Source organism: Peribacillus sp. FW305-BF15 (assembly GCF_058783805.1).
On the sequence record NZ_JBYSYV010000013.1, the window covers coordinates 104,224 to 123,811 of the forward strand.

At 40.8% G+C, this 19,588-nt stretch carries 20 protein-coding genes and 1 riboswitch; of the genes, 19 read left to right on the top strand and 1 reads right to left on the bottom strand.

Annotated elements, in window-relative coordinates; all coding sequences use genetic code 11:
- Window positions 1–16: 16 nt before the first annotated feature.
- The 8 genes from AC3WLU_RS15600 (at window position 17) to AC3WLU_RS15635 (ending at window position 7,523) form a co-directional block, all read left to right on the top strand.
- Window positions 17–139 (top strand): hypothetical protein, encoded by a 123-nt coding sequence (locus AC3WLU_RS15600; RefSeq protein ID WP_262983582.1) that lies wholly within the window; start codon window positions 17–19, stop codon window positions 137–139.
- The gene (gene fadR, locus AC3WLU_RS15605) at window positions 136–723 is read left to right on the top strand and encodes a fatty acid metabolism transcriptional regulator FadR (protein WP_053535880.1); all 588 of its coding nucleotides are present in this window, start codon (window positions 136–138) and stop codon (window positions 721–723) included. Before AC3WLU_RS15600 ends, fadR begins: the two co-directional genes overlap by 4 nt.
- A 125-nt stretch (window positions 724–848) precedes the next feature.
- Window positions 849–1,622 (top strand): enoyl-CoA hydratase, encoded by a 774-nt coding sequence (locus AC3WLU_RS15610; protein WP_278088446.1) that lies wholly within the window; start codon window positions 849–851, stop codon window positions 1,620–1,622.
- A gap of 122 nt (window positions 1,623–1,744) precedes the next feature.
- Window positions 1,745–2,518 carry an electron transfer flavoprotein subunit beta/FixA family protein gene (locus AC3WLU_RS15615; protein WP_057276670.1) on the top strand — a complete coding sequence of 258 codons (774 nt, stop codon included), beginning with the start codon at window positions 1,745–1,747 and terminating at the stop codon, window positions 2,516–2,518.
- A 69-nt stretch (window positions 2,519–2,587) separates the two neighbouring features.
- Window positions 2,588–3,565: an electron transfer flavoprotein subunit alpha/FixB family protein gene (locus tag AC3WLU_RS15620; protein WP_063575532.1), complete on the top strand. Its 978-nt coding sequence runs from the start codon at window positions 2,588–2,590 to the stop codon at window positions 3,563–3,565.
- Between the two features lie 201 nt (window positions 3,566–3,766).
- Entirely contained in the window at window positions 3,767–4,087 is a 321-nt protein-coding gene (gene trxA, locus AC3WLU_RS15625; protein ID WP_328113193.1) for a thioredoxin, read from the top strand.
- A 103-nt stretch (window positions 4,088–4,190) separates the two neighbouring features.
- Window positions 4,191–5,963: an excinuclease ABC subunit UvrC gene (gene uvrC / locus AC3WLU_RS15630; RefSeq protein ID WP_053535876.1), complete on the top strand. Its 1,773-nt coding sequence runs from the start codon at window positions 4,191–4,193 to the stop codon at window positions 5,961–5,963.
- A 61-nt stretch (window positions 5,964–6,024) separates the two neighbouring features.
- Window positions 6,025–6,201: riboswitch (Lysine riboswitch) on the top strand.
- Window positions 6,202–6,290: 89 nt separating this feature from the next.
- Entirely contained in the window at window positions 6,291–7,523 is a 1,233-nt protein-coding gene (locus AC3WLU_RS15635) for an aspartate kinase (protein ID WP_053535875.1), read from the top strand.
- Between the two features lie 63 nt (window positions 7,524–7,586).
- On the opposite strand, the gene AC3WLU_RS15640 is transcribed toward AC3WLU_RS15635, so the two are convergent.
- Window positions 7,587–8,057, bottom strand: coding sequence for a YslB family protein (locus AC3WLU_RS15640; RefSeq protein WP_063575534.1), 471 nt, complete (start codon window positions 8,055–8,057; stop codon window positions 7,587–7,589).
- Window positions 8,058–8,440: 383 nt separating this feature from the next.
- Here AC3WLU_RS15640 and AC3WLU_RS15645 point away from each other — a divergent pair, with 383 nt between their 5' ends.
- From AC3WLU_RS15645 to AC3WLU_RS15695, 11 genes are all read left to right on the top strand, one after another.
- Window positions 8,441–9,049 (top strand): succinate dehydrogenase cytochrome b558 subunit, encoded by a 609-nt coding sequence (locus AC3WLU_RS15645; protein ID WP_063575535.1) that lies wholly within the window; start codon window positions 8,441–8,443, stop codon window positions 9,047–9,049.
- 70 nt (window positions 9,050–9,119) lie between these two features.
- On the top strand, window positions 9,120–10,871 hold the full coding sequence (gene sdhA / locus AC3WLU_RS15650) for a succinate dehydrogenase flavoprotein subunit (protein WP_034311432.1): 1,752 nt from the start codon (window positions 9,120–9,122) through the stop codon (window positions 10,869–10,871).
- A 17-nt stretch (window positions 10,872–10,888) separates the two neighbouring features.
- Window positions 10,889–11,662, top strand: coding sequence for a succinate dehydrogenase iron-sulfur subunit (sdhB, locus tag AC3WLU_RS15655; protein WP_034308984.1), 774 nt, complete (start codon window positions 10,889–10,891; stop codon window positions 11,660–11,662).
- A 264-nt stretch (window positions 11,663–11,926) separates the two neighbouring features.
- Window positions 11,927–12,391, top strand: coding sequence for an acyl-CoA thioesterase (locus AC3WLU_RS15660; protein WP_057276667.1), 465 nt, complete (start codon window positions 11,927–11,929; stop codon window positions 12,389–12,391).
- Window positions 12,392–12,513: 122 nt separating this feature from the next.
- Complete coding sequence (locus tag AC3WLU_RS15665) at window positions 12,514–12,738, top strand: helix-turn-helix domain-containing protein (protein WP_028392149.1); 225 nt, start codon at window positions 12,514–12,516, stop codon at window positions 12,736–12,738.
- A 217-nt stretch (window positions 12,739–12,955) separates the two neighbouring features.
- Window positions 12,956–13,399 (top strand): MarR family winged helix-turn-helix transcriptional regulator, encoded by a 444-nt coding sequence (locus tag AC3WLU_RS15670; protein WP_034308979.1) that lies wholly within the window; start codon window positions 12,956–12,958, stop codon window positions 13,397–13,399.
- A 10-nt stretch (window positions 13,400–13,409) separates the two neighbouring features.
- Window positions 13,410–14,213 carry a glutamate racemase gene (gene racE / locus AC3WLU_RS15675; protein WP_048689031.1) on the top strand — a complete coding sequence of 268 codons (804 nt, stop codon included), beginning with the start codon at window positions 13,410–13,412 and terminating at the stop codon, window positions 14,211–14,213.
- Between the two features lie 335 nt (window positions 14,214–14,548).
- Complete coding sequence (locus AC3WLU_RS15680; protein ID WP_492597520.1) at window positions 14,549–15,628, top strand: GerMN domain-containing protein; 1,080 nt, start codon at window positions 14,549–14,551, stop codon at window positions 15,626–15,628.
- A 201-nt stretch (window positions 15,629–15,829) separates the two neighbouring features.
- Entirely contained in the window at window positions 15,830–16,912 is a 1,083-nt protein-coding gene (locus AC3WLU_RS15685) for a GerAB/ArcD/ProY family transporter (protein ID WP_492597521.1), read from the top strand.
- The gene (locus AC3WLU_RS15690) at window positions 16,909–18,384 is read left to right on the top strand and encodes a spore germination protein (protein ID WP_492597522.1); all 1,476 of its coding nucleotides are present in this window, start codon (window positions 16,909–16,911) and stop codon (window positions 18,382–18,384) included. Before AC3WLU_RS15685 ends, AC3WLU_RS15690 begins: the two co-directional genes overlap by 4 nt.
- A complete protein-coding gene (locus AC3WLU_RS15695) occupies window positions 18,381–19,502 on the top strand; it encodes a Ger(x)C family spore germination protein (protein WP_063575537.1) in 1,122 nt (373 codons plus the stop codon). The genes AC3WLU_RS15690 and AC3WLU_RS15695 overlap by 4 nt, the downstream gene beginning before the upstream one ends.
- Window positions 19,503–19,588 lie beyond the last annotated feature (86 nt).

The following is a 19,588-nucleotide window of genomic DNA, read 5'->3' on the forward strand; positions in this document are numbered from 1 at the left end:
GGATGGTGGCTGTACAATGAACAGAAGTGAAATGTCAGGAGCCTTATATAAGGTTTTGCTTGACAGTAAAGGGTCATCATTTTATGATAGAAATATGAATGATGGTTCATTCATTTTTCTGAAAGGGGACATCCAGTGAAAAGCAACAGACCAAAGTATAATCAAATTATTGATGCGGCCGTTATTGTCATTGCCCAAAACGGTTACTATCAAGCCCAAGTATCCAAAATCGCCAAACAGGCAGGCGTAGCGGATGGCACCATTTATCTTTATTTTAAAAATAAAGAAGATATCTTAATATCATTATTCCATGAAAAGATGGGGTATTTTGTGGAACAGATCGAAGAAGAGATAAAAGGAAAGACCACTGCTTCGGAAAAACTGCATGTGCTCATCCAAAAACATTTTCAAAACCTTTCAGAAGACGTGAATTTAGCAATTGTCACTCAGTTGGAATTAAGACAGTCGAATAAAGAATTGCGCCTTAGGATCAATGATGTGTTAAGAGGGTATTTAAATTTAATCGATCAGATCATTATAGAAGGAAAAGAGAACGGCGAATTCCTGCCTGATTTAAATAATTTACTTGCCAGGCAGATGATTTTTGGAACGATTGATGAAACTGTGACGACTTGGGTCATGAATGAGCAAAAGTATTCGCTTCCTGACCTTGCACCAGACGTTCACCGCCTGCTGATTGGCGGCTGTGGCCTGAAAAGTTAACGATTTAAATAGAGGATGGCTAGCCATCCTCGAAAGAATCGGTTAATTCAACTTCCAGCTTTAACTGGAAGTGATACATAGAGAATTATCAAAAAAGTTTGACTATCATGCCTGGAGGGATTGATATGGAATATCTTAAGCTTTCTGTCGAAAATCATGTGGCTTTTATAACGATTGATCATGCACCAGCAAATGCACTTTCTTCGGCTATCATCGGAGAGCTTTCACAGGCATTCGATCAAATTGGGGAAGACGAAGCCGTACGGGTTGTCCTTCTTCATGGTGAAGGAAGATTCTTCTCTGCAGGAGCGGACATTAAAGAGTTTACGGAAGTGAAAAACGGGAAAGCTTTCGAGAAGCTGACCAAGAATGGTCAATCTGTATTTGAGAAAATCGAATCTTTTCCAAAACCGGTCATTGCAGCCATCCATGGAGCGGCGCTTGGCGGAGGATTGGAGCTGGCTATGGCTTGCCACATCCGCTTGGTCACCGAAAGGGCTAAACTTGGTTTGCCTGAGCTGCAGTTGGGCTTAATCCCCGGATTTGCTGGGACCCAACGTCTTCCTCGTTACGTAGGCATGGCAAAGGCAGCTGAAATGCTGTTTACAAGTGAACCGATTTCAGGCACCGAAGCTGTGCAATGCGGATTGGCGAATCATGCCTTCACGGATGAAGAACTGATTCCAAAAGCTAAGGATCTAGCCAATAAAATTGCCAAGAAGAGCCCACTGGCATTAAAGGCGGCCATTGAGTTATTGAATTATTCCAAGCATGATTCCTACCATAAAGGTGTGGAAAGGGAAGCTGCCCTCTTTGGTCAGGCTTTCGATACTGCCGATGCACAAGAAGGAATCGCCGCTTTCATTGAAAAAAGGGAAGCTGTATTCAAAGGGAAATGATGTTTCGGTTTAAATAACTATTTTTATATATCATGCAGGATTATGGTGAAATCTGTAGAACATTACTATATATCAATAAAATTCATAATCTTCAAAACTCAAATTATTCGGGAGGTATTATCGTGAACATTTATGTACTGCTGAAAAGAACATTTGATACAGAAGAAAAAATTACACTATCCAACGGGAAAATCAATGAGGATGGGGCAGAATTCATCATTAATCCATACGATGAGTATGCAGTTGAAGAAGCAATCCAGGTGCGTGATGCACAAGGCGGCGAAGTAACGGTTATTTCTGTCGGAACAGAAGAGGCTGAAAAGCAATTACGCACAGCGTTGGCAATGGGTGCTGACAAAGCTGTATTGATAAATATAGAAGACGACATAGAAAATGGTGACCAATTCACGACTGCCAAAATTATTGGCGAATACTTAAAAGATAAAAATGCAGATCTAATCATTGCAGGGAACGTTGCAATCGATGGCGGCTCTGGTCAAGTGGGACCACGCGTTGCCGAAATTTTGGGAATTCCTTATATTACAACCATTACTAAATTGGACATAGAAAATGGAAATGTAAGCGTTATCCGTGATGTCGAAGGGGACTCTGAAACGATCGAAGCCTCTCTTCCATTATTGGTGACAGCGCAACAAGGGCTAAATGAGCCACGTTATCCTTCATTGCCAGGAATCATGAAGGCAAAGAAAAAACCGCTTGAAGAATTGGAATTGGATGACCTGGATTTGGAAGAGGACGATGTTGAGGCCAAAACAAAAACGATTGAAATTTACCTTCCTGCTAAAAAAGAAGCTGGAAAAGTTTTGGACGGGGAAATCAGTGCTCAAGTTACCGAGCTTGTTCAGTTATTACGCAGTGAAGCAAAAGTGATTTAATCGATACGGTACATCTCAAAACAACAACACACGACAAAAAGAAAAATAGAGCACAGGAGGTTTTTATAAATGGCTAGAAAGTTTCTTGTATTGGGCGAAGTTCGTGATGGTTCACTAAGAAATGTATCATTTGAAGCTATCGGTGCGGCTAAGCTTGCAGCGGATGGCGGGGAAATCGTTGGTGTTTTAGTTGGTGACAGTGTTCAGAATTTCGGTAATGAAATGATCCAGTATGGTGCAGACCGGGTTATTGCAGTCGAAAATGATCAATTGAAACAATATACTTCAGATGGATATGCGCAAAGCTTGCTTGCCGTCATCGAGCAGGAAAAGCCGGAAGGAATTTTCTTTGGGCATACAGCCTTAGGAAAAGACCTTGCACCTAAATTGGCTGGAAAACTTGAATCAGGATTGATTTCCGACGTTACATCCATTGAAGAAGAAGGCGGAAATATCGTTTTCACCCGCCCGATATATTCTGGTAAAGCATTTGAAAAGAAAATTGTTACAGCTGGCGTGATTTTCGCGACAATCCGTCCGAACAATATCGAACCATTAGCGAAAGATGAGTCCCGCTCTGGTGATGTTTCTACATTAAGTGTGGATATTAAGGATTTACGGACAATCATTAAGGATGTTGTTAGAAAAGCCAGTGAAGGGGTCGACCTTTCAGAAGCGAAAGTAATCATCGCGGGTGGCCGTGGCGTGAAAAGTGAAGATGGTTTTGAACCATTAAAGGAACTGGCACAGGTTCTTGGCGGAGCGGTAGGAGCTTCCCGGGGAGCATGTGATGCAGACTATTGCGATTACTCATTACAAATCGGGCAAACGGGTAAAGTCGTAACACCTGATCTTTATATCGCCTGCGGTATTTCCGGTGCGATCCAGCATTTAGCGGGAATGTCCAATTCCAAGGTTATCGTTGCCATCAATAAAGACCCGGAAGCTAACATATTCAATGTGGCTGATTATGGAATTGTCGGAGATCTTTTCGAAGTCGTTCCATTACTTACGGAAGAATTCAAAAAACTTAAAGTTAACGCGTAATAGAAATAATACAGATGAGGGGCAAGACATTCGGCATAAGCCGATACATGTCTTGCCCCTTTGTTTGCGCTAATGGGGAGGGTTTTTGGCCTGCATAGTTACTCTTTTTTTGGACATCCTACCACTGAAGCAAAATATTAGCATCGATTTGAGCAACAGTGGTATACTGTTTTTAGTTATTTGAGTAAATTTGAGGAGGAAATATATATGGCTATTGTAAATGCAACTGACCAAACTTTCACAACAGATACTAGCGAAGGTGTCGTTCTTGTAGACTTTTGGGCTCCATGGTGTGGACCTTGTAAAATGATCGCTCCTGTTCTTCAAGAGCTTGATACTGAAATTGGCGATACAGCAAAAATCGTAAAAGTGGATGTAGATGAAAACCAAGAAACAGCTGGAAAATTCGGTGTGATGAGCATCCCGACATTAATCGTCCTTAAAGACGGTGAAGTGGTCGATAAGGTTGTTGGTTTCCAACCTAAAGAAGCACTTGCTGAACTTATTGCAAAACACGCGTAATAGTAAGATAGCTAAAAAAAGCTTCAAGTCTGCGGACTTGAAGCTTTTTTCGCTATCTTGATATATAATGATTGTAAAAAAGGGAGAACAGGAGGCTGAATGCATGAATCAACAAATAAAGAATAAACTTGCCCTTCTTCCCGATCAACCTGGTTGTTATTTAATGAAAGATCGTCAGGGAACGATTATATATGTAGGCAAAGCGAAAGTGTTGAAGAATCGTGTCCGCTCTTATTTTACGGGATCTCACGACGGTAAAACATTTCGACTCGTGAACGAGATTGAGGATTTCGAATACATTGTCACCTCTTCCAATATCGAGGCTCTTATTTTAGAGTTGAACTTAATCAAAAAACATGACCCAAAATATAATGTCATGCTAAAGGATGATAAGACGTATCCTTTCATCAAGCTGACTGCGGAACGCCACCCGCGTCTAATCATTACGCGAAAAGTCAAAAAAGACAAAGGGAAATATTTCGGTCCTTATCCGAATGCATTTGCAGCTAACGAAACGAAAAAATTGCTCGACCGCATCTATCCCCTAAGAAAATGCAATACGTTACCGGATCGCGTTTGTCTCTACTATCACCTTGGTCAGTGCCTGGCCCCATGTGTATATGATGTAGAGGAACAGGAATATAAAAAAATGGTCGATGATATCAACCGGTTCTTGAACGGCGGGCATACTGAAATAAAAAAAGAACTGACTGAAAAAATGCTGGAGGCATCGGAAGAACTCGATTTCGAGAGGGCCAAGGAGTTCCGTGACAAGATTGCCCACATCGATATTACGATGGAGAAGCAGAAAATGATGACGACCGATTTCATCGACAGGGATGTATTTGGCTTTGCCTATGATAAAGGCTGGATGTGCGTTCAGGTATTTTTTGTCCGGCAGGGTAAATTGATAGAAAGGGATGTTTCGCTTTTTCCGGTCTACGATGAACCCGAACAGGAACTTCTTACATTCCTCGGTCAGTTTTACGAGATTACGAACCATTTTAAACCAAAGGAAATCTTGCTGCCTGAATCTGTGGATGCCGAAATGGCCGAAGGGCTGCTTGGTGTCAAAACGATTCACCCGAAACGGGGAGCGAAAAAAGACATGCTTAAATTGGCGAATAAAAATGCCTCCATCGCCCTTCAGGAAAAATTCTCTTTGATTGAGAGGGATGAAGAAAGAACGATCAATGCGGTGGAAAACCTCGGGAAACAACTGGGTATCTACACCCCGCATCGAATTGAAGCTTTCGATAACTCCAATATCCAGGGAAGTGACCCCGTTTCCGCTTTAGTCGTGTTCATTGATGGGAAGCCGGAAAAAAGAGAGTACCGAAAATATAAGATCAAGACGGTCCAGGGACCTGATGATTATGAATCGATGCGTGAAGTGGTCAGAAGAAGGTATTCACGAGTATTGAAAGAAGGGCTGCCGCTTCCGGACTTGATCATCATTGATGGCGGAAAGGGACATGTCGAAGCGGTACGGGATATTCTGGAAAATGAATTAGGCTTGGATATTCCACTTTCAGGCCTCATTAAGGATGAAAAGCATAGGACCTCGCAATTGATGATCGGAAATCCGCTTGAACTTGTACCTCTTGATTCAAGGAGCCAGGAATTTTACCTATTGCAAAGAATTCAGGATGAAGTGCATCGGTTCGCGATTACGTTTCATCGCCAGCTACGCGGGAAAAATGCGGTTCACTCCCAGCTTGATGATATTCCAGGAGTCGGGGAAAAGCGAAGGAAGCAATTATTAAGGCATTTTGGATCATTGAAGAAAATCAAAGAGGCGACGGCCGAGGAAATCATGGAAGCTGGCATGCCAAAAGGGGTAGCCGAGGGAATCGTTAGAAAATTACAAGAATAATCTTGCTACCGATAAATCTCTATGCTATGATTAAAAGGAATTTTTAACTAGACAACTTAAAAGTGCTGATAGAGGTGCGGAATTCAAGAGTAAAAACCTGGAGAAGTATGAGCTTCCATGAAAGGTTTTGAAAGGGGACGCCGCCGAAGGAAGACAAGACTCATACCTTGTCCTCCTGGTCCGACATTTAATAAATGGCGGATTGTCAGGGTTTATACCCTGGAGAGCTATCTCACTGTGATTACAGTATTAAGATATGTGACCACAGCAATGAGATATTTCTCATTGCTTTTTTTATTGCCTAAAAAGTAGAGAGGGTGCATGAGGATGGCATTAATCGTTCAAAAATTCGGCGGAACATCCGTCGGTAGCGTAGAAAAAATCAAAAATGTTGCCAATCGGGTAATCGAGGAAGCGGAGAAAGGAAATGAGGTTGTCGTCGTTGTTTCAGCTATGGGGAAAACAACGGACCAATTGGTTTCCATGGCGCGTGATATTTCCGGATCCCCAAGCAAGAGGGAAATGGATATGCTATTGACGACTGGGGAACAGGTAACGATTTCCCTGTTAACGATGGCATTGATTGAAGAAGGACATGAAGCCATTTCGTATACCGGCTGGCAGGCTGGCATGCAAACGGAATCCGTTCATGGGAATGCCCGGATTTTAAACATCGATGCCACGAGGATCCAAGCCCAGCTTCAGGAGAAGAAAATAGTGGTCGTAGCCGGTTTCCAGGGTAACGATGCAAATGGGGAAATCACTACCTTAGGGCGAGGCGGTTCCGATACCACGGCAGTTGCCATCGCAGCAGCGCTTAATGCGGATAGATGCGATATTTATACAGATGTAACGGGTGTTTTCACAACGGACCCACGCTACATAAAAGGCGCGCGAAAACTCCAATCCATTTCTTACGATGAAATGCTGGAACTTGCCAACCTGGGGGCGGGCGTCCTTCACCCAAGGGCTGTCGAATATGCAAAAAATTATCAAATTCCGCTTGAAGTCCGTTCAAGCATGGAGAGAGAATCAGGTACGATCATAGAGGAGGAAGCAACTATGGAAGAAAACTTAATTGTACGCGGCATTGCTTTTGAAGACAGTATTACGAGGGTCACAATATATGGTTTGCCCCAATCACTTGGTGCATTATCCACGATCTTCACGACGCTTGCGAAAAACCGGATCAATGTGGACATCATCATTCAAAGCATGACTGCCGAGGATACGACGAATCTATCTTTTTCCACAAAAAGTGAAGATACGGAAGCGGCCTTGATCGTTCTGGAAAATAATAAAGAACAATTGGGATTCGACCGGGTCGAAACGGAGAGCGGATTGGCCAAAGTGTCCATCGTCGGTTCTGGTATGGTATCCAATCCGGGAGTGGCTGCCGAAATGTTTGAAGTGATGGCCAATACAGGCATCCAGGTGAAAATGGTCAGCACATCGGAAATTAAAGTTTCGACCGTCGTCAATGAAAAGGAAATGGTGAAGGCGGTTGAATCCCTTCATGAAGCATTTAAACTTGGTCAGCATGCAAATGTGCTAGCTTAAGTGTCAGGAGTCCAATAAAAAACAGACTTCCGGTAAAAAGGGTAAGTCTGTTTTCAGGGCTCATTAGATTGGATCTCTGGGATCCCATTGGATGGTGAATATCACTTTTTTTGCGCGGCGTTTGATTTCTTCCGTTGATTCGCTGAGGAATTTTTTTTGCAGTGAAAACTGCTCGGCAAGGAAACCGGCTTCAAGCTGGAAGTGACAATCAGGGTGTAAATCCAGGCGGCGGCTGATTATTTCACCCGTGAGGGATAATTCCATCTGGTGTTTCGTATACTTCAAGATTTCCAGATTGCCCCATCCAGCGCTTTGGAAAAATTCAATCACTTCCTGATCGCCCTTCAATGGGAATTTTCTTGCTAATTGTTTACCTGCCCAATAGAGGATTTGATTAGAGTCTTTTCCGAGAATATCGTTCAATAGAACTTCTCTGATTAATTCGTACCCGAAAGCTGGAACTTTGAATTCTTCAGTTTGAATTTCTTCCGTTTGAATCTCTTCTTCTATCGCAGCAGCAATATTTTTTTTCATAGTTTATCGCCTCTTTCTGTAAATCTATTATAAACGTATTTCTTTTGCAAATTATACTGTTTTTTATTTATTTAAATAGCAATTGGAAAAAAATGATAAATTATACCGAGATATTAATAGTTAAATTAGAAATTTATTCAAAATATCATCTTGACAAACAAAAAATACCCAAGATAATCCAATAAAATCTATTCTGAAAAAGAGATTTCTTGTATCCGTTTTCTTGACGCACATAGAAGTCAGGAGTAAAATGGACATGTCACATAATTGTAAAGGAAGTATAGAGGAGTTTTTTGACTCTATACTGTATTTTCACGCGGAGATAAAAGGTAGCCACCAGTTTATCTTTGCATGATTTTTCACAAATTAAGGGGGGGCACTTAGTGGCAAAAAATCGTGAGTTTGGGAATCGCAGGCTTCATTCACTTCTAGGAGTAATTCCAATTGGTCTATTCCTAATTTTTCATTTATCTGTAAACTTTATGGCAACAAAAGGAGAAGAGACTTTTAATGGGGCAGTTCATTTAATTGAGTTTACGCCCGTGAAGATTTTGGTAGAATGGGTCGTCATCTATCTACCGCTCATTTTCCATGCTGTGTACGGAATCTATATTGCCTTTACAGCAAAAAACAATTTAGGCAGATTTAGTTTCTTCCGTAACTGGATGTTCATGCTACAACGCCTAACTGGAATCATAACGTTGATTTTCCTTGTTTGGCATATATGGGCAACTAGAATCCAAGCAGCTATGGGTGCTGAAGTTAACTTTGACATGATGGCAGAGATTTTCTCTAGTCCATTCATGATTGTGTTCTATATTGTTGGTATTATCTCGGCAATCTTCCACTTTGCTAATGGATTATGGTCATTTGCTGTGAGCTGGGGTCTTACAGTTTCACCAAGATCGCAAAGAATCATGACTTACTTTACATTGATCGTTTTCGTTCTTCTTTCTTATATCGGAATCAGCGCAATTTTCGCATTCGTATAAGAAGATAGAGTTCATTTATAAGAATTAGGAAAAACATAGCTTGGCTAATGGAAATAAGGGAGTGACAGAATTGGGTAAAGGTAAAATAGTTATCGTTGGTGGAGGTCTAGCTGGATTAATGGCTACGATCAAAGCAGCAGAGCTGGGACAACAGGTTGATTTATTTTCTTTAGTGCCTGTTAAACGCTCTCACTCAGTTTGTGCCCAAGGCGGAATCAACGGGGCAGTAAATACAAAAGGTGAAGGGGATTCTCCATATATCCACTTCGACGATACAGTTTATGGCGGAGATTTCTTGGCTAACCAACCGCCGGTTAAAGCGATGTGTGAAGCAGCACCATCAATCATTCATATGTTTGACCGTATGGGTGTTATGTTCAACCGTACTCCGGAAGGTCTTCTTGATTTCCGTCGTTTCGGTGGCACTCAACATAGCCGTACAGCATTCGCTGGTGCAACAACTGGACAGCAATTACTTTACGCATTGGACGAGCAGGTTCGCCGTTATGAAGTAGAAGGCCTTGTAACGAAATATGAAGGCTGGGAATTCCTTGGAGCTGTTATCGATGATGAGCAAACAGCACGCGGTATCGTAGCACAAAACCTGACTTCAATGGAAATCAAATCATTCCCTGGAGACGCAGTCATCATGGCGAGCGGCGGCCCTGGAATCATTTTCGGTAAATCAACGAACTCAATGATCAATACAGGTTCAGCAGCTTCCATCGTTTATCAGCAAGGTGTTAATTATGCTAATGGTGAGTTCATTCAAATTCACCCGACAGCAATCCCTGGCGATGACAAACTTCGTCTAATGAGTGAATCCGCTCGTGGTGAAGGTGGACGTATCTGGACATATAAAGACGGGAAACCTTGGTATTTCCTTGAAGAAAAATACCCTGCTTATGGTAATCTGGTACCTCGTGATATCGCGACTCGTGAAATCTTCGACGTATGTATGAACATGAAGCTTGGCATTAATGGTGAAAACATGGTTTACCTGGATCTATCACATAAAGATCCTAAATTACTTGATATTAAACTTGGCGGAATCATTGAAATCTACGAGAAATTCATGGGTGAAGATCCTCGTAAAGTTCCAATGAAAATTTTCCCTGCCGTTCACTATTCTATGGGCGGACTTTGGGTTGATTATGACCAAATGACTAACATCAAAGGTTTATTCGCTGCAGGTGAGTGCGATTATTCACAACATGGCGGTAACCGTCTTGGTGCCAACTCACTTCTTTCTGCAATCTATGGTGGTTCAGTCGCTGGACCGAATGCCGTTAAATATATTGAAGGCCTTGCTAAAACTTCAGAATCCATTCCTTCTTCATTGTATGAAGGGTACGAAAAACAAGAACAAGAGAAATGGAATGAAGTCATGTCTCTTGATGGTAACGAAAATGCGTACATCCTTCACAAAGAACTTGGTGAGTGGATGACACAGCATGTTACTGTAGTTCGTTACAATGACAAGCTGAAAGAAACGGATAACAAGATTCTTGAGCTGATGGAACGTTACAAGAAAATTAACATCAATGACACGGCAAAATGGAGTAACCAAGGAGCTGCATTCACTAGACAGCTGCAAAACATGATGCAATTGGCCCGTGTAATCACAATTGGTGCGTTAAACCGTGATGAAAGCCGCGGAGCGCATTACAAACCTGATTTCCCAGAACGTAATGATGAGGAATTCATGAAAACTACTATGGCAACATTCAAAGGCTTGGATCAAGCACCTGAATTCCATTATGAAGATATTGATGTATCACTGATCGCACCGCGTAAACGTGACTACACTACGAAACACTAAAGAGGGGGAGCAAAAAAATGGTTGAAACTAAATCTGAGACTAAAACAGTCCGTTTTATAATCACTCGTCAAGATACACCGGATTCAGCTCCTTATGATGAGGAATTCGAATTAGCGTACCGTCCGAATATGAACGTAATTTCCGCCCTAATGGAAATTCGTCGTAATCCAGTAACGGTACAAGGCAAGCACACTACAGCAATCGCATGGGACATGAACTGTCTTGAAGAGGTATGTGGTGCTTGTTCAATGGTTATCAATGGTAAACCAAGACAATCATGTACAGCTCTTATCGATCAATTGGAGCAGCCGGTTCGTCTAGCACCAATGCGTACATTCCCTGTTGTTCGTGACCTGCAAGTCGATCGCAGCCGTATGTTCGACTCATTGAAAAAGGTAAAAGCATGGATTCCAATCGATGGAACGTACAACCTTGGACCAGGACCGCGTATGCCAGAAAAGAAACGTCAATGGGCTTACGAGTTATCTAAATGTATGACTTGCGGTGTATGTTTGGAAGCTTGTCCGAACGTAAACAGCAATTCAGACTTCATTGGGCCACAACCATTATCACAAGTTCGTTTATTCAATGCACATCCAACTGGTGCAATGAACAAAGCTGAACGTTTAAATACGATCATGGGTGATGGAGGACTTGCGAACTGCGGTAACTCACAAAACTGCGTGCAGTCTTGCCCTAAAGGCATTCCATTAACGACTTCGATTGCTGCGTTGAACCGTGATACTACGATCCAACAATTCCGTAACTTCTTCGGCAGTGATGAAGTTTAATCATGAACATGAAAGAACCTGTATCTTATGATATGGGTTCTTTTTTTCATTGTTTTACATACACAGGCTTGGTTGGGAATCGAGAGAATCATAAACGATTGATAACTGGGGTTGAAGTGTAAATCCGGCACCAGGCCAACTGTGAAGGATTTGTGAAGTGAGCTTGATAATTTACCCTGCTTTCAATAGAAAATCCTTTTCATTATCGTTGTTTTCTTATAAAATGAGTGAATAGTCATTCAATTCAGAAAGGGTGTGCACAAGTTGGGCAAAATATCATATATCGATAATATAACGGAGTGGATCAATGATTTTTCTTTTAAACATGAGATTAAGATCCGCTTTTCGGAAACTGATATGTTTGGGCACTTGAATAACACGATTCCTTTTACTTATTTTGAGGAAGCTCGGATTGAGTATTTCAACAGTATGGGGTTCATGAAGGATTGGACCTCGGCTGAATGCGGTGAGATGCCGGTTGTTGCCAATTTACAGTGTGATTACCTTAAGCAGATGTTTTTCAATGATCAATTGACAATCCATGTGAAAGCTGACCATATCGGAAATTCTTCAGTGGACCTACACTATATGGGGACTAAACAAGATGGTTCAATTTGTTTAACGGGCAGGGGGACGATTGTACAAGTGTCCAAGGCCACCGGGAAGCCGGTACCATGGACGGAAGACATGAAGCGTTCGATGCTGTATACTGTGCTGGAACATTCCTAAAAATATTTCCATTTAGACAAGTAAAAGAGTCACTCCATTGCCCCAGCCGACATACTATATCTTGACTAAATAGACACCCACTCCGGGTTTTATGCTGGTGAAGGCAAGGAGGGTAACATTACTTGAAGGAGAACGAATTCACTCATAAGCCATTACTCACCAAAAGAGAAAAAGAAGTATTTGAGTTACTAGTACAAGACAAAACAACAAAAGAAATCGCAGGTGAATTGTTTATTAGCGAAAAAACAGTTCGAAACCATATTTCGAATGCGATGCAGAAGCTTGGAGTTAAAGGACGTTCGCAGGCAGTCATAGAACTCCTTCGTATGGGAGAACTTAAGCTTTAATGTGTTAACTCTACGTAAGCCTTATAAATAATTTCTCTCCCGTTCATTGGCAGCATATAAGGAAGGGCAAAACAATTTGGTTGTTTTGACTTCTTTGGATGCTGCTTATTTTTATGGTGGGGTTTCATTATGATTCCAGTCAATCAATCTTGAAAATCATTTCACTTTCATCCAAAATGGTAGTATGATAAGTTTCATGAAGTGGGGAGCTGTGTTTATGGATGAAGAGAAGCAGGCGGCATATGTAGCTGATATCGAGAAGGAATTGCGCTATGTATCGTCATGGCTTAAGCAAAGGGGAAGAGAAATTCTCCATGATTATAAAATTACCATTCCTCAATTCGTGGCTTTGCAATGGCTTTTTGAATCAGGGGACATGACGATTGGCGAATTGTCCACGAAGATGTTTCTCGCTTTCAGTACAACGACGGACCTGATTGACCGCATGGAGAAACATCAGCTTGTCCAGCGTGTCAGGGATGAAAAGGATCGGCGTGTGGTTCGAATTCACCTTCTTGAAGAAGGCGAACGGATAATCGAAGAAGTGATTAATAAACGGAGGCAGTACTTGAGTGGCGTGTTAGTCAATTTTAACGAATCTGACATCATGTCCCTCAAAGGGATTCTAGTAAAACTACATCAAGAAATGAAAGAAAAATGAGGCGAGTTTTTTGAAACAACCGATAGGCATCATTGATTCAGGAGTAGGCGGCTTGACAGTAGCTAAAGAAGTCATGCGTCAGCTTCCAAATGAAAATATAATTTACTTAGGTGATACAGCAAGATGCCCATATGGGCCGAGGACAAAAAAAGATGTCCAAACCTTCACATGGCAAATGACGAGATTTTTGATGAAGAAGGATATAAAAATGCTGATCATCGCTTGCAATACAGCGACTGCAGCTGTATTGGATGAAATCAGGGCTATACTTCCGATTCCTGTGTTGGGTGTCATACACCCAGGGGCAAGGGCGGCATTGAAAGTTTCTGATTCCTTGCATATTGGAGTTATCGGTACGGAAGGCACGGTAAAAAGCAAAGCTTATGACGATGCACTTGCTTCCATCAATTCCGATGTGAAAGTAGATAGTTTAGCATGCCCGAAATTTGTCCCAATCGTAGAAAGCGGGGAGTTTCAAGGGGGAATCGTCAATCGGGTCGTGGCACAAACCTTGAACCCGTTGAAGAAAACGAAAATCGATACACTGATCCTTGGCTGTACCCATTATCCACTGCTGGGGCCTGTAATCTCTTCCTATATGGGGGATGAAGTGCAAGTCATTTCCTCTGGAGAAGAGACGGCCCGGGAGGCAAGTGTCATTTTGGATTACTATAAATTAATCAATAAAAGCAAGCTCCGTCCAGTTCATCGCTTTTATACAACCGGTTCAAGAGATATGTTTGGTTCCATCGCGTCGAGCTGGCTCGGTATTCATGCCAATACCATCGAAACAATTAAAATCGATCACTTATAAGACTTCCATTTGGAAGTTTCAGACTGCAGACAAACTTAATGAAAATGGAGTTTGTCTGCAGTTTTTTTATGGTTTGTACATGTGGCCGTTGATTGGAACGTGAGGGACTCGCTTTCCCTGCAGGTGCATGAAAGGATCCTATCCAGCATTCAGATTATACTTGGGGATGGGAGTTGATTGTTCCATTCAGGAAGTCTCCCAAATCCTGATGAAGCTGAAAAAGATGCATCAATACGGGCAAATTGCCCAGCTCCATTATCGGAGGGAAAATAATTGGTCTATTTTCCCCTAGGGCTCGTATAAATAGGAGTACAAACTGTCCTAGGAGTGATTTTATGTCCAATAAATCAAAAGTAACAATGGCTGTGACCATTCTGGCATCTTCTTTTTGGCTTTCAGGCTGCGGATTATTTGGCGGTGAAGAGAAAAAGGAAATTGATCCCCCGAAGGATGTTTCATTAGTCGAGGATGAATCTTCATTAAAAGAAACAGAAACGAATGGTGAGGAAAAGCCAACGACAGAGGGGGAAGAAGGCGCTGTAGAATCGAAAACGGTGAAGACGGAGTTATATTTAATTGATAAAAGCGGGTATGTGGTTCCACAGACATTGGAACTTCCTAAATCGGAAGCTGTCGCTAAACAAGCCCTTGATTACCTTGTCAATAACGGACCAGTCACGGATAAACTTCCAAATGGGTTCAGGGCCGTCATTCCTGCCGATACCCAAATAAGCGTGAACATTAAAGACGGGGTGGCTGTGGCGGACTTTTCGCCGGAATTCAAAAACTATCAGAAAGAGGATGAACTTAAAATCCTTCAAGCCATCACATGGACCCTGACACAATTCGACTCGGTCGATAAAATCCAAATGAGAATCAATGGGGAAGATATTTCCGAAATGCCGGTCAATGGCACACCAATAGATGAAAATATCTCAAGGTCTTCAGGAATCAATATCGATACGAGTGATGTAGTCGACATTTCCAATACCAAAGCACTCACCGTTTATTATGTAGGCGGTGATGAGGAGTACACATATTATGTTCCCGTGACGCGCAGGATCAGCGAAACGGTGACTGATAATGTAACAGCAGTCATTCAGGAATTAACGAAGAGTCCTTCGGGTTCTAGCCTGCAAACAGGGTTCATGAGTGATGTAGCTTTACTTGACGAGCCAAAAGTGGCAGAAGGTAAGGTCAGCCTGAATTTTAACGAAAATATCCTTGGAAGCTTTAAAGAGAAAAAGGTATCACAAGAGGTCCTTGATGCCTTGGTCCTTTCCTTGACGGAACAGAAAGGAATTGAAAGCGTTGAAGTGCAAGTGCAGGGCAGCGCAGATGTTCTTAATGAAGAAGGTAAGAAATTATCCGAACCAGTCGTCCGTCCAGAGAAAGTCAACACAGGCAGTTTTTAAATATATGTAGAAATAAAACAATGAGGCAGCTCGCAGCTGCCTCTTATTTTTTTTTGCCTCCGCCATTGAATGACCACGCTGTTAAAGAGTGAAAGCTAATATCGCCCCAAGGCAATTTCCCGTGTTGTGGGAAAGTTTTTACATAAATAAATTTTAAAAAGGGGAAATTACTTTTAATCATGTAATGGATGGGGGGATATTATGGATCAAAAGGTCATTCAGGCTTTACACATCTATGTTTTAATCATCATGAATACAGGATTCATGGTGCATGTCCTGCTCCTCCCCAATATACTATCCGCATCTCAACGCGACGGATGGATAGGTGTCATAATAAGTGTTGTTCCATGTATCGTTTGGACACTATTTATTTTTTATATTTATAAAAAACTAGATAAAGAAGATATAATCTCTTTTCTGAAAAAATGGTCTACACCTTTTGTTACATATATTTTCACGATAGCATTTGCCTTGTACTTTATAATTAACGCCTTCATAACCGTCAAATTTACATTGATTTGGGCAAAAGCTAATTATACTCATGACATTCCAAACATCGTAGTCGTCAGCCTATTCACTTTTATTTGTATTTTTGCAAGTTATAAAGGAATACGCACCATAAGTACTTTGGCTCTCCTATTTCTTCCGGTCGTCACTATTTTGGGGATATTTGTGGGGCTGGGGAACACGAGTAATAAGAATTACGAATTATTGTTCCCGATATTTGAAAGCGGGTATCGCCATACACTAAATGGAATGCTGTATACGAGTGCAGGATATTTAGAAATCATCGTTTTTTTATTTTTAACTCCTTACTTGAAAAACAAGCTAAAAGCCAAGTGGCTTTTACTGGTTGGTATTATCCTCATCATGCTGACGTTAGGCCCCCTCATGGGAGCGATGGCGGAATTTGGTTCTGTGGAAGCGGTGAAAATGAGGAATCCGGCATACGAACAGTGGAAGTTGCTAAGATTTGGCTATTATATTACTCGACTTGATTTCCTTTCCATTTTCCAATGGCTTTCAGGTGCCATGATCCGAATAAGTTTATGTTTATTTATAGGCTATAAGTTAATCTCGAATTCAAAACATCAGAAGTGGATACTGCTTTCACTATATTTGTTAATTGTTATTGGAACGCTAATCCATTGGGATGCTACTTCATTTTTTAATCTTTTATACAAATATTTCTTTCCAATAAGCAGTCTGTTTCTTTTTAGTGCTGCAATTATACTGTTATTTATTATTTTTAAAAAGGGAAAAGGAAAAGGTGAAACATTATGAAGAAGGGAAATTTGAATGGTACTCCTTCTTACATTGACCAAATCCGAAAATGGTTCGAACATTCTTCCGATGTTGTTTTAAGAACAAAAACTTTTGATAATGAAGGTCTTTATTTGTTGGGATTTTTATATGCGCCAAACTTAGTGGATATGCCATTCATCAATGAAGTGATTCTGCCTACAATATCTAAAGCGGTTCAAGAAAATGGCGAATTAACAATTGATCAATTAAGCAATATCATGGAGATCAGTACGCTTAAAAAGGGCTCCGATTTAAAAGACGGAGTAGAAAGCATCCTTTTTTCAGGAGACCTGATCATTATTAATGAATCTTCCAACGAAATTTACCATACCCCATTAGCCAATTCCCCTAAGCGCAGTCCGGAAGAATCCAATATAGAATCTTCCATTCGGGGACCTAGGGATGGATTCGTTGAGAATATAGCGGATAACATGTCTTTAATTCGCCAGAGGTTAAAAACGGCATCACTTAAATGTATAGAATATACAATCGGGAAAAGAAGTAAAACTAAAATATTGCTGCTATATATTGATGACATTATCAATCCCTCGATTCTTTTGGATGTTAAAAAACGATTGGATTCATTAAAGGCTGATATCATAGTCAGCAGTTACCAAGTTGAAGAACTCTTATATGATACTCCATTTTCCATTTTCCCCTTAATGGAGTATATCGGTCGACCGGACTATGTTGTTGAATCCTTGAATCAAGGCCGCTTTGCCATCCTGGTAGACGGGAATCCCACAAGCTTGATCGGACCAACGAGTATTAATCAGTTACTTTATGCTGCCGATGACGCACATGCAAGCTTTTTTTACATTAGTTTTATGCGCATCATTCGTGTAGTCTCATTATTTGTAACGGTTACGTTACCGGGGTTTTTTATAGCGTTGGTTACCTATCAATTCGATCAAATTCCCTTTTCGCTTCTTGCGACGATTTCAATCACGAGACAGGGATTACCCATACCTGCTTCTTTGGAGGCATTCGTAATGATCATATTGTTTGAACTATTTAAAGAAGCCGGTCTTCGCCTGCCAAAAGCTGTTGGTCCGACGGTTTCTGTATTGGGTGGATTGATTATAGGTGATGCAGCGATTCGGGCAGGGCTGACTTCACCCTCCATGCTCGTAGTAATTGCTGTTACAGTTCTCTCAAGCTATACCCTAATCAATCAGAATATCGCTGGGAATATCGTTCTTATAAGGTTATTCATATTTGCATGTTCAGCATTTCTAGGCTTGTTTGGATTCTTCATGGGAATATTTCTTATCTTGATTGTTGTGGTTTCCTTGGAAAGTTTCGGACAGCCTTTTGTGAATCCATTTTCCAAACCAAATAAATCGGACATGTTAAAAGTCTTATTCAAGCTTCCGTATGGGATGTTAAGGCAGCGGAATCAAGCTCTACAATCCAGTGATAATGAATCGCAAAAGGAGTCGGACAAATGAGAAAGCTAATTGCAGTCATGGTAATTGGCTGTCAACTTTTATTGACGACAGGCTGCTGGGGAATGAAGGAAATTCAAGCTCAAACATATGGATCCGCTCTAGGGATCGATTATAAAGAGGGTGAATTCATCTTATACTTTCAAGCATTGAATTTTGCGGATATAGCAAAACAAGAGGGGGCCACAGCATTACAAGAAAAAACTGGTGTTGTCATTGGGAAAGGTAAAGGGGAAAGTATCGAAGAAGCATTTACTGAATTGGAACAAAATGCAGCATTGCCACTTTATATCGGGCATGTTAACTCCTTCATTTTAAGTGAGGATGTAATCAATAAGAAAATGAAGGATTTCATTGAATATGTAGGGAAAGAGCCATTATTGCGATACAATTCATGGCTGTTTGTTACAAACGAGGATATTAAAAAGGTGTTTAACGGTGATAGTTTCTTTAATCTTCCTAACTTATTCACGATCATTCAAAGGCCAGAGACCGTTATTAATGAAAACTATTTCATTTCCCCGTTAAAATTCAGTGAACTGGTTTCGAAATATTATCAACCGGTTGGTTCCATTTTAATTCCCTCTATGGTAATAAATGAGCATCATTATACAGACAGGGGGAAAGAAAAAAAGATACCAACGTTGAATGGCGGCTATGTTTTATCAAAACAACAGTATAAAGGGTTTGTAAGTAAACAAGATTTGACTGGTATGAAATGGGTTGAAAATAAGGCGACAGTCATGTTTTTTTCCCTGAATAAACAAAAGGTTAGTGTTGAAATCATGGACCCCAAAACAAACATCAAAGTATTGGAACAACAAAAGAAACCCTTATATGATTTAGAAGTTAAAGCAAATGGGATATTGAAACAGAATTTAGACAACTTGGATATGGAAAAAATCGAAAAAAAGGTAGAAATAAAAATTAAGCAAGATATTTTGAAGACATTGGAGACGGGGGAAAAAATCAATACAGACCTTTTTAACATAAGTGAAAAGGCATACAGATACCATGTCAATAAGTGGGATAATAAAATTATTAATTCCTTTGATAAGACTTCAATAAATAACATAAAAGTTAATATCCATATTGAACATAGTGAAAATTACAAACGTTAGTTTATAAGTTTCAGGTTATTGCAGGTGAGGGAGTTGTGTTAGACTTAACTTATCTGGAAAATTCAGCGGCTGTTGTTGATCATGAT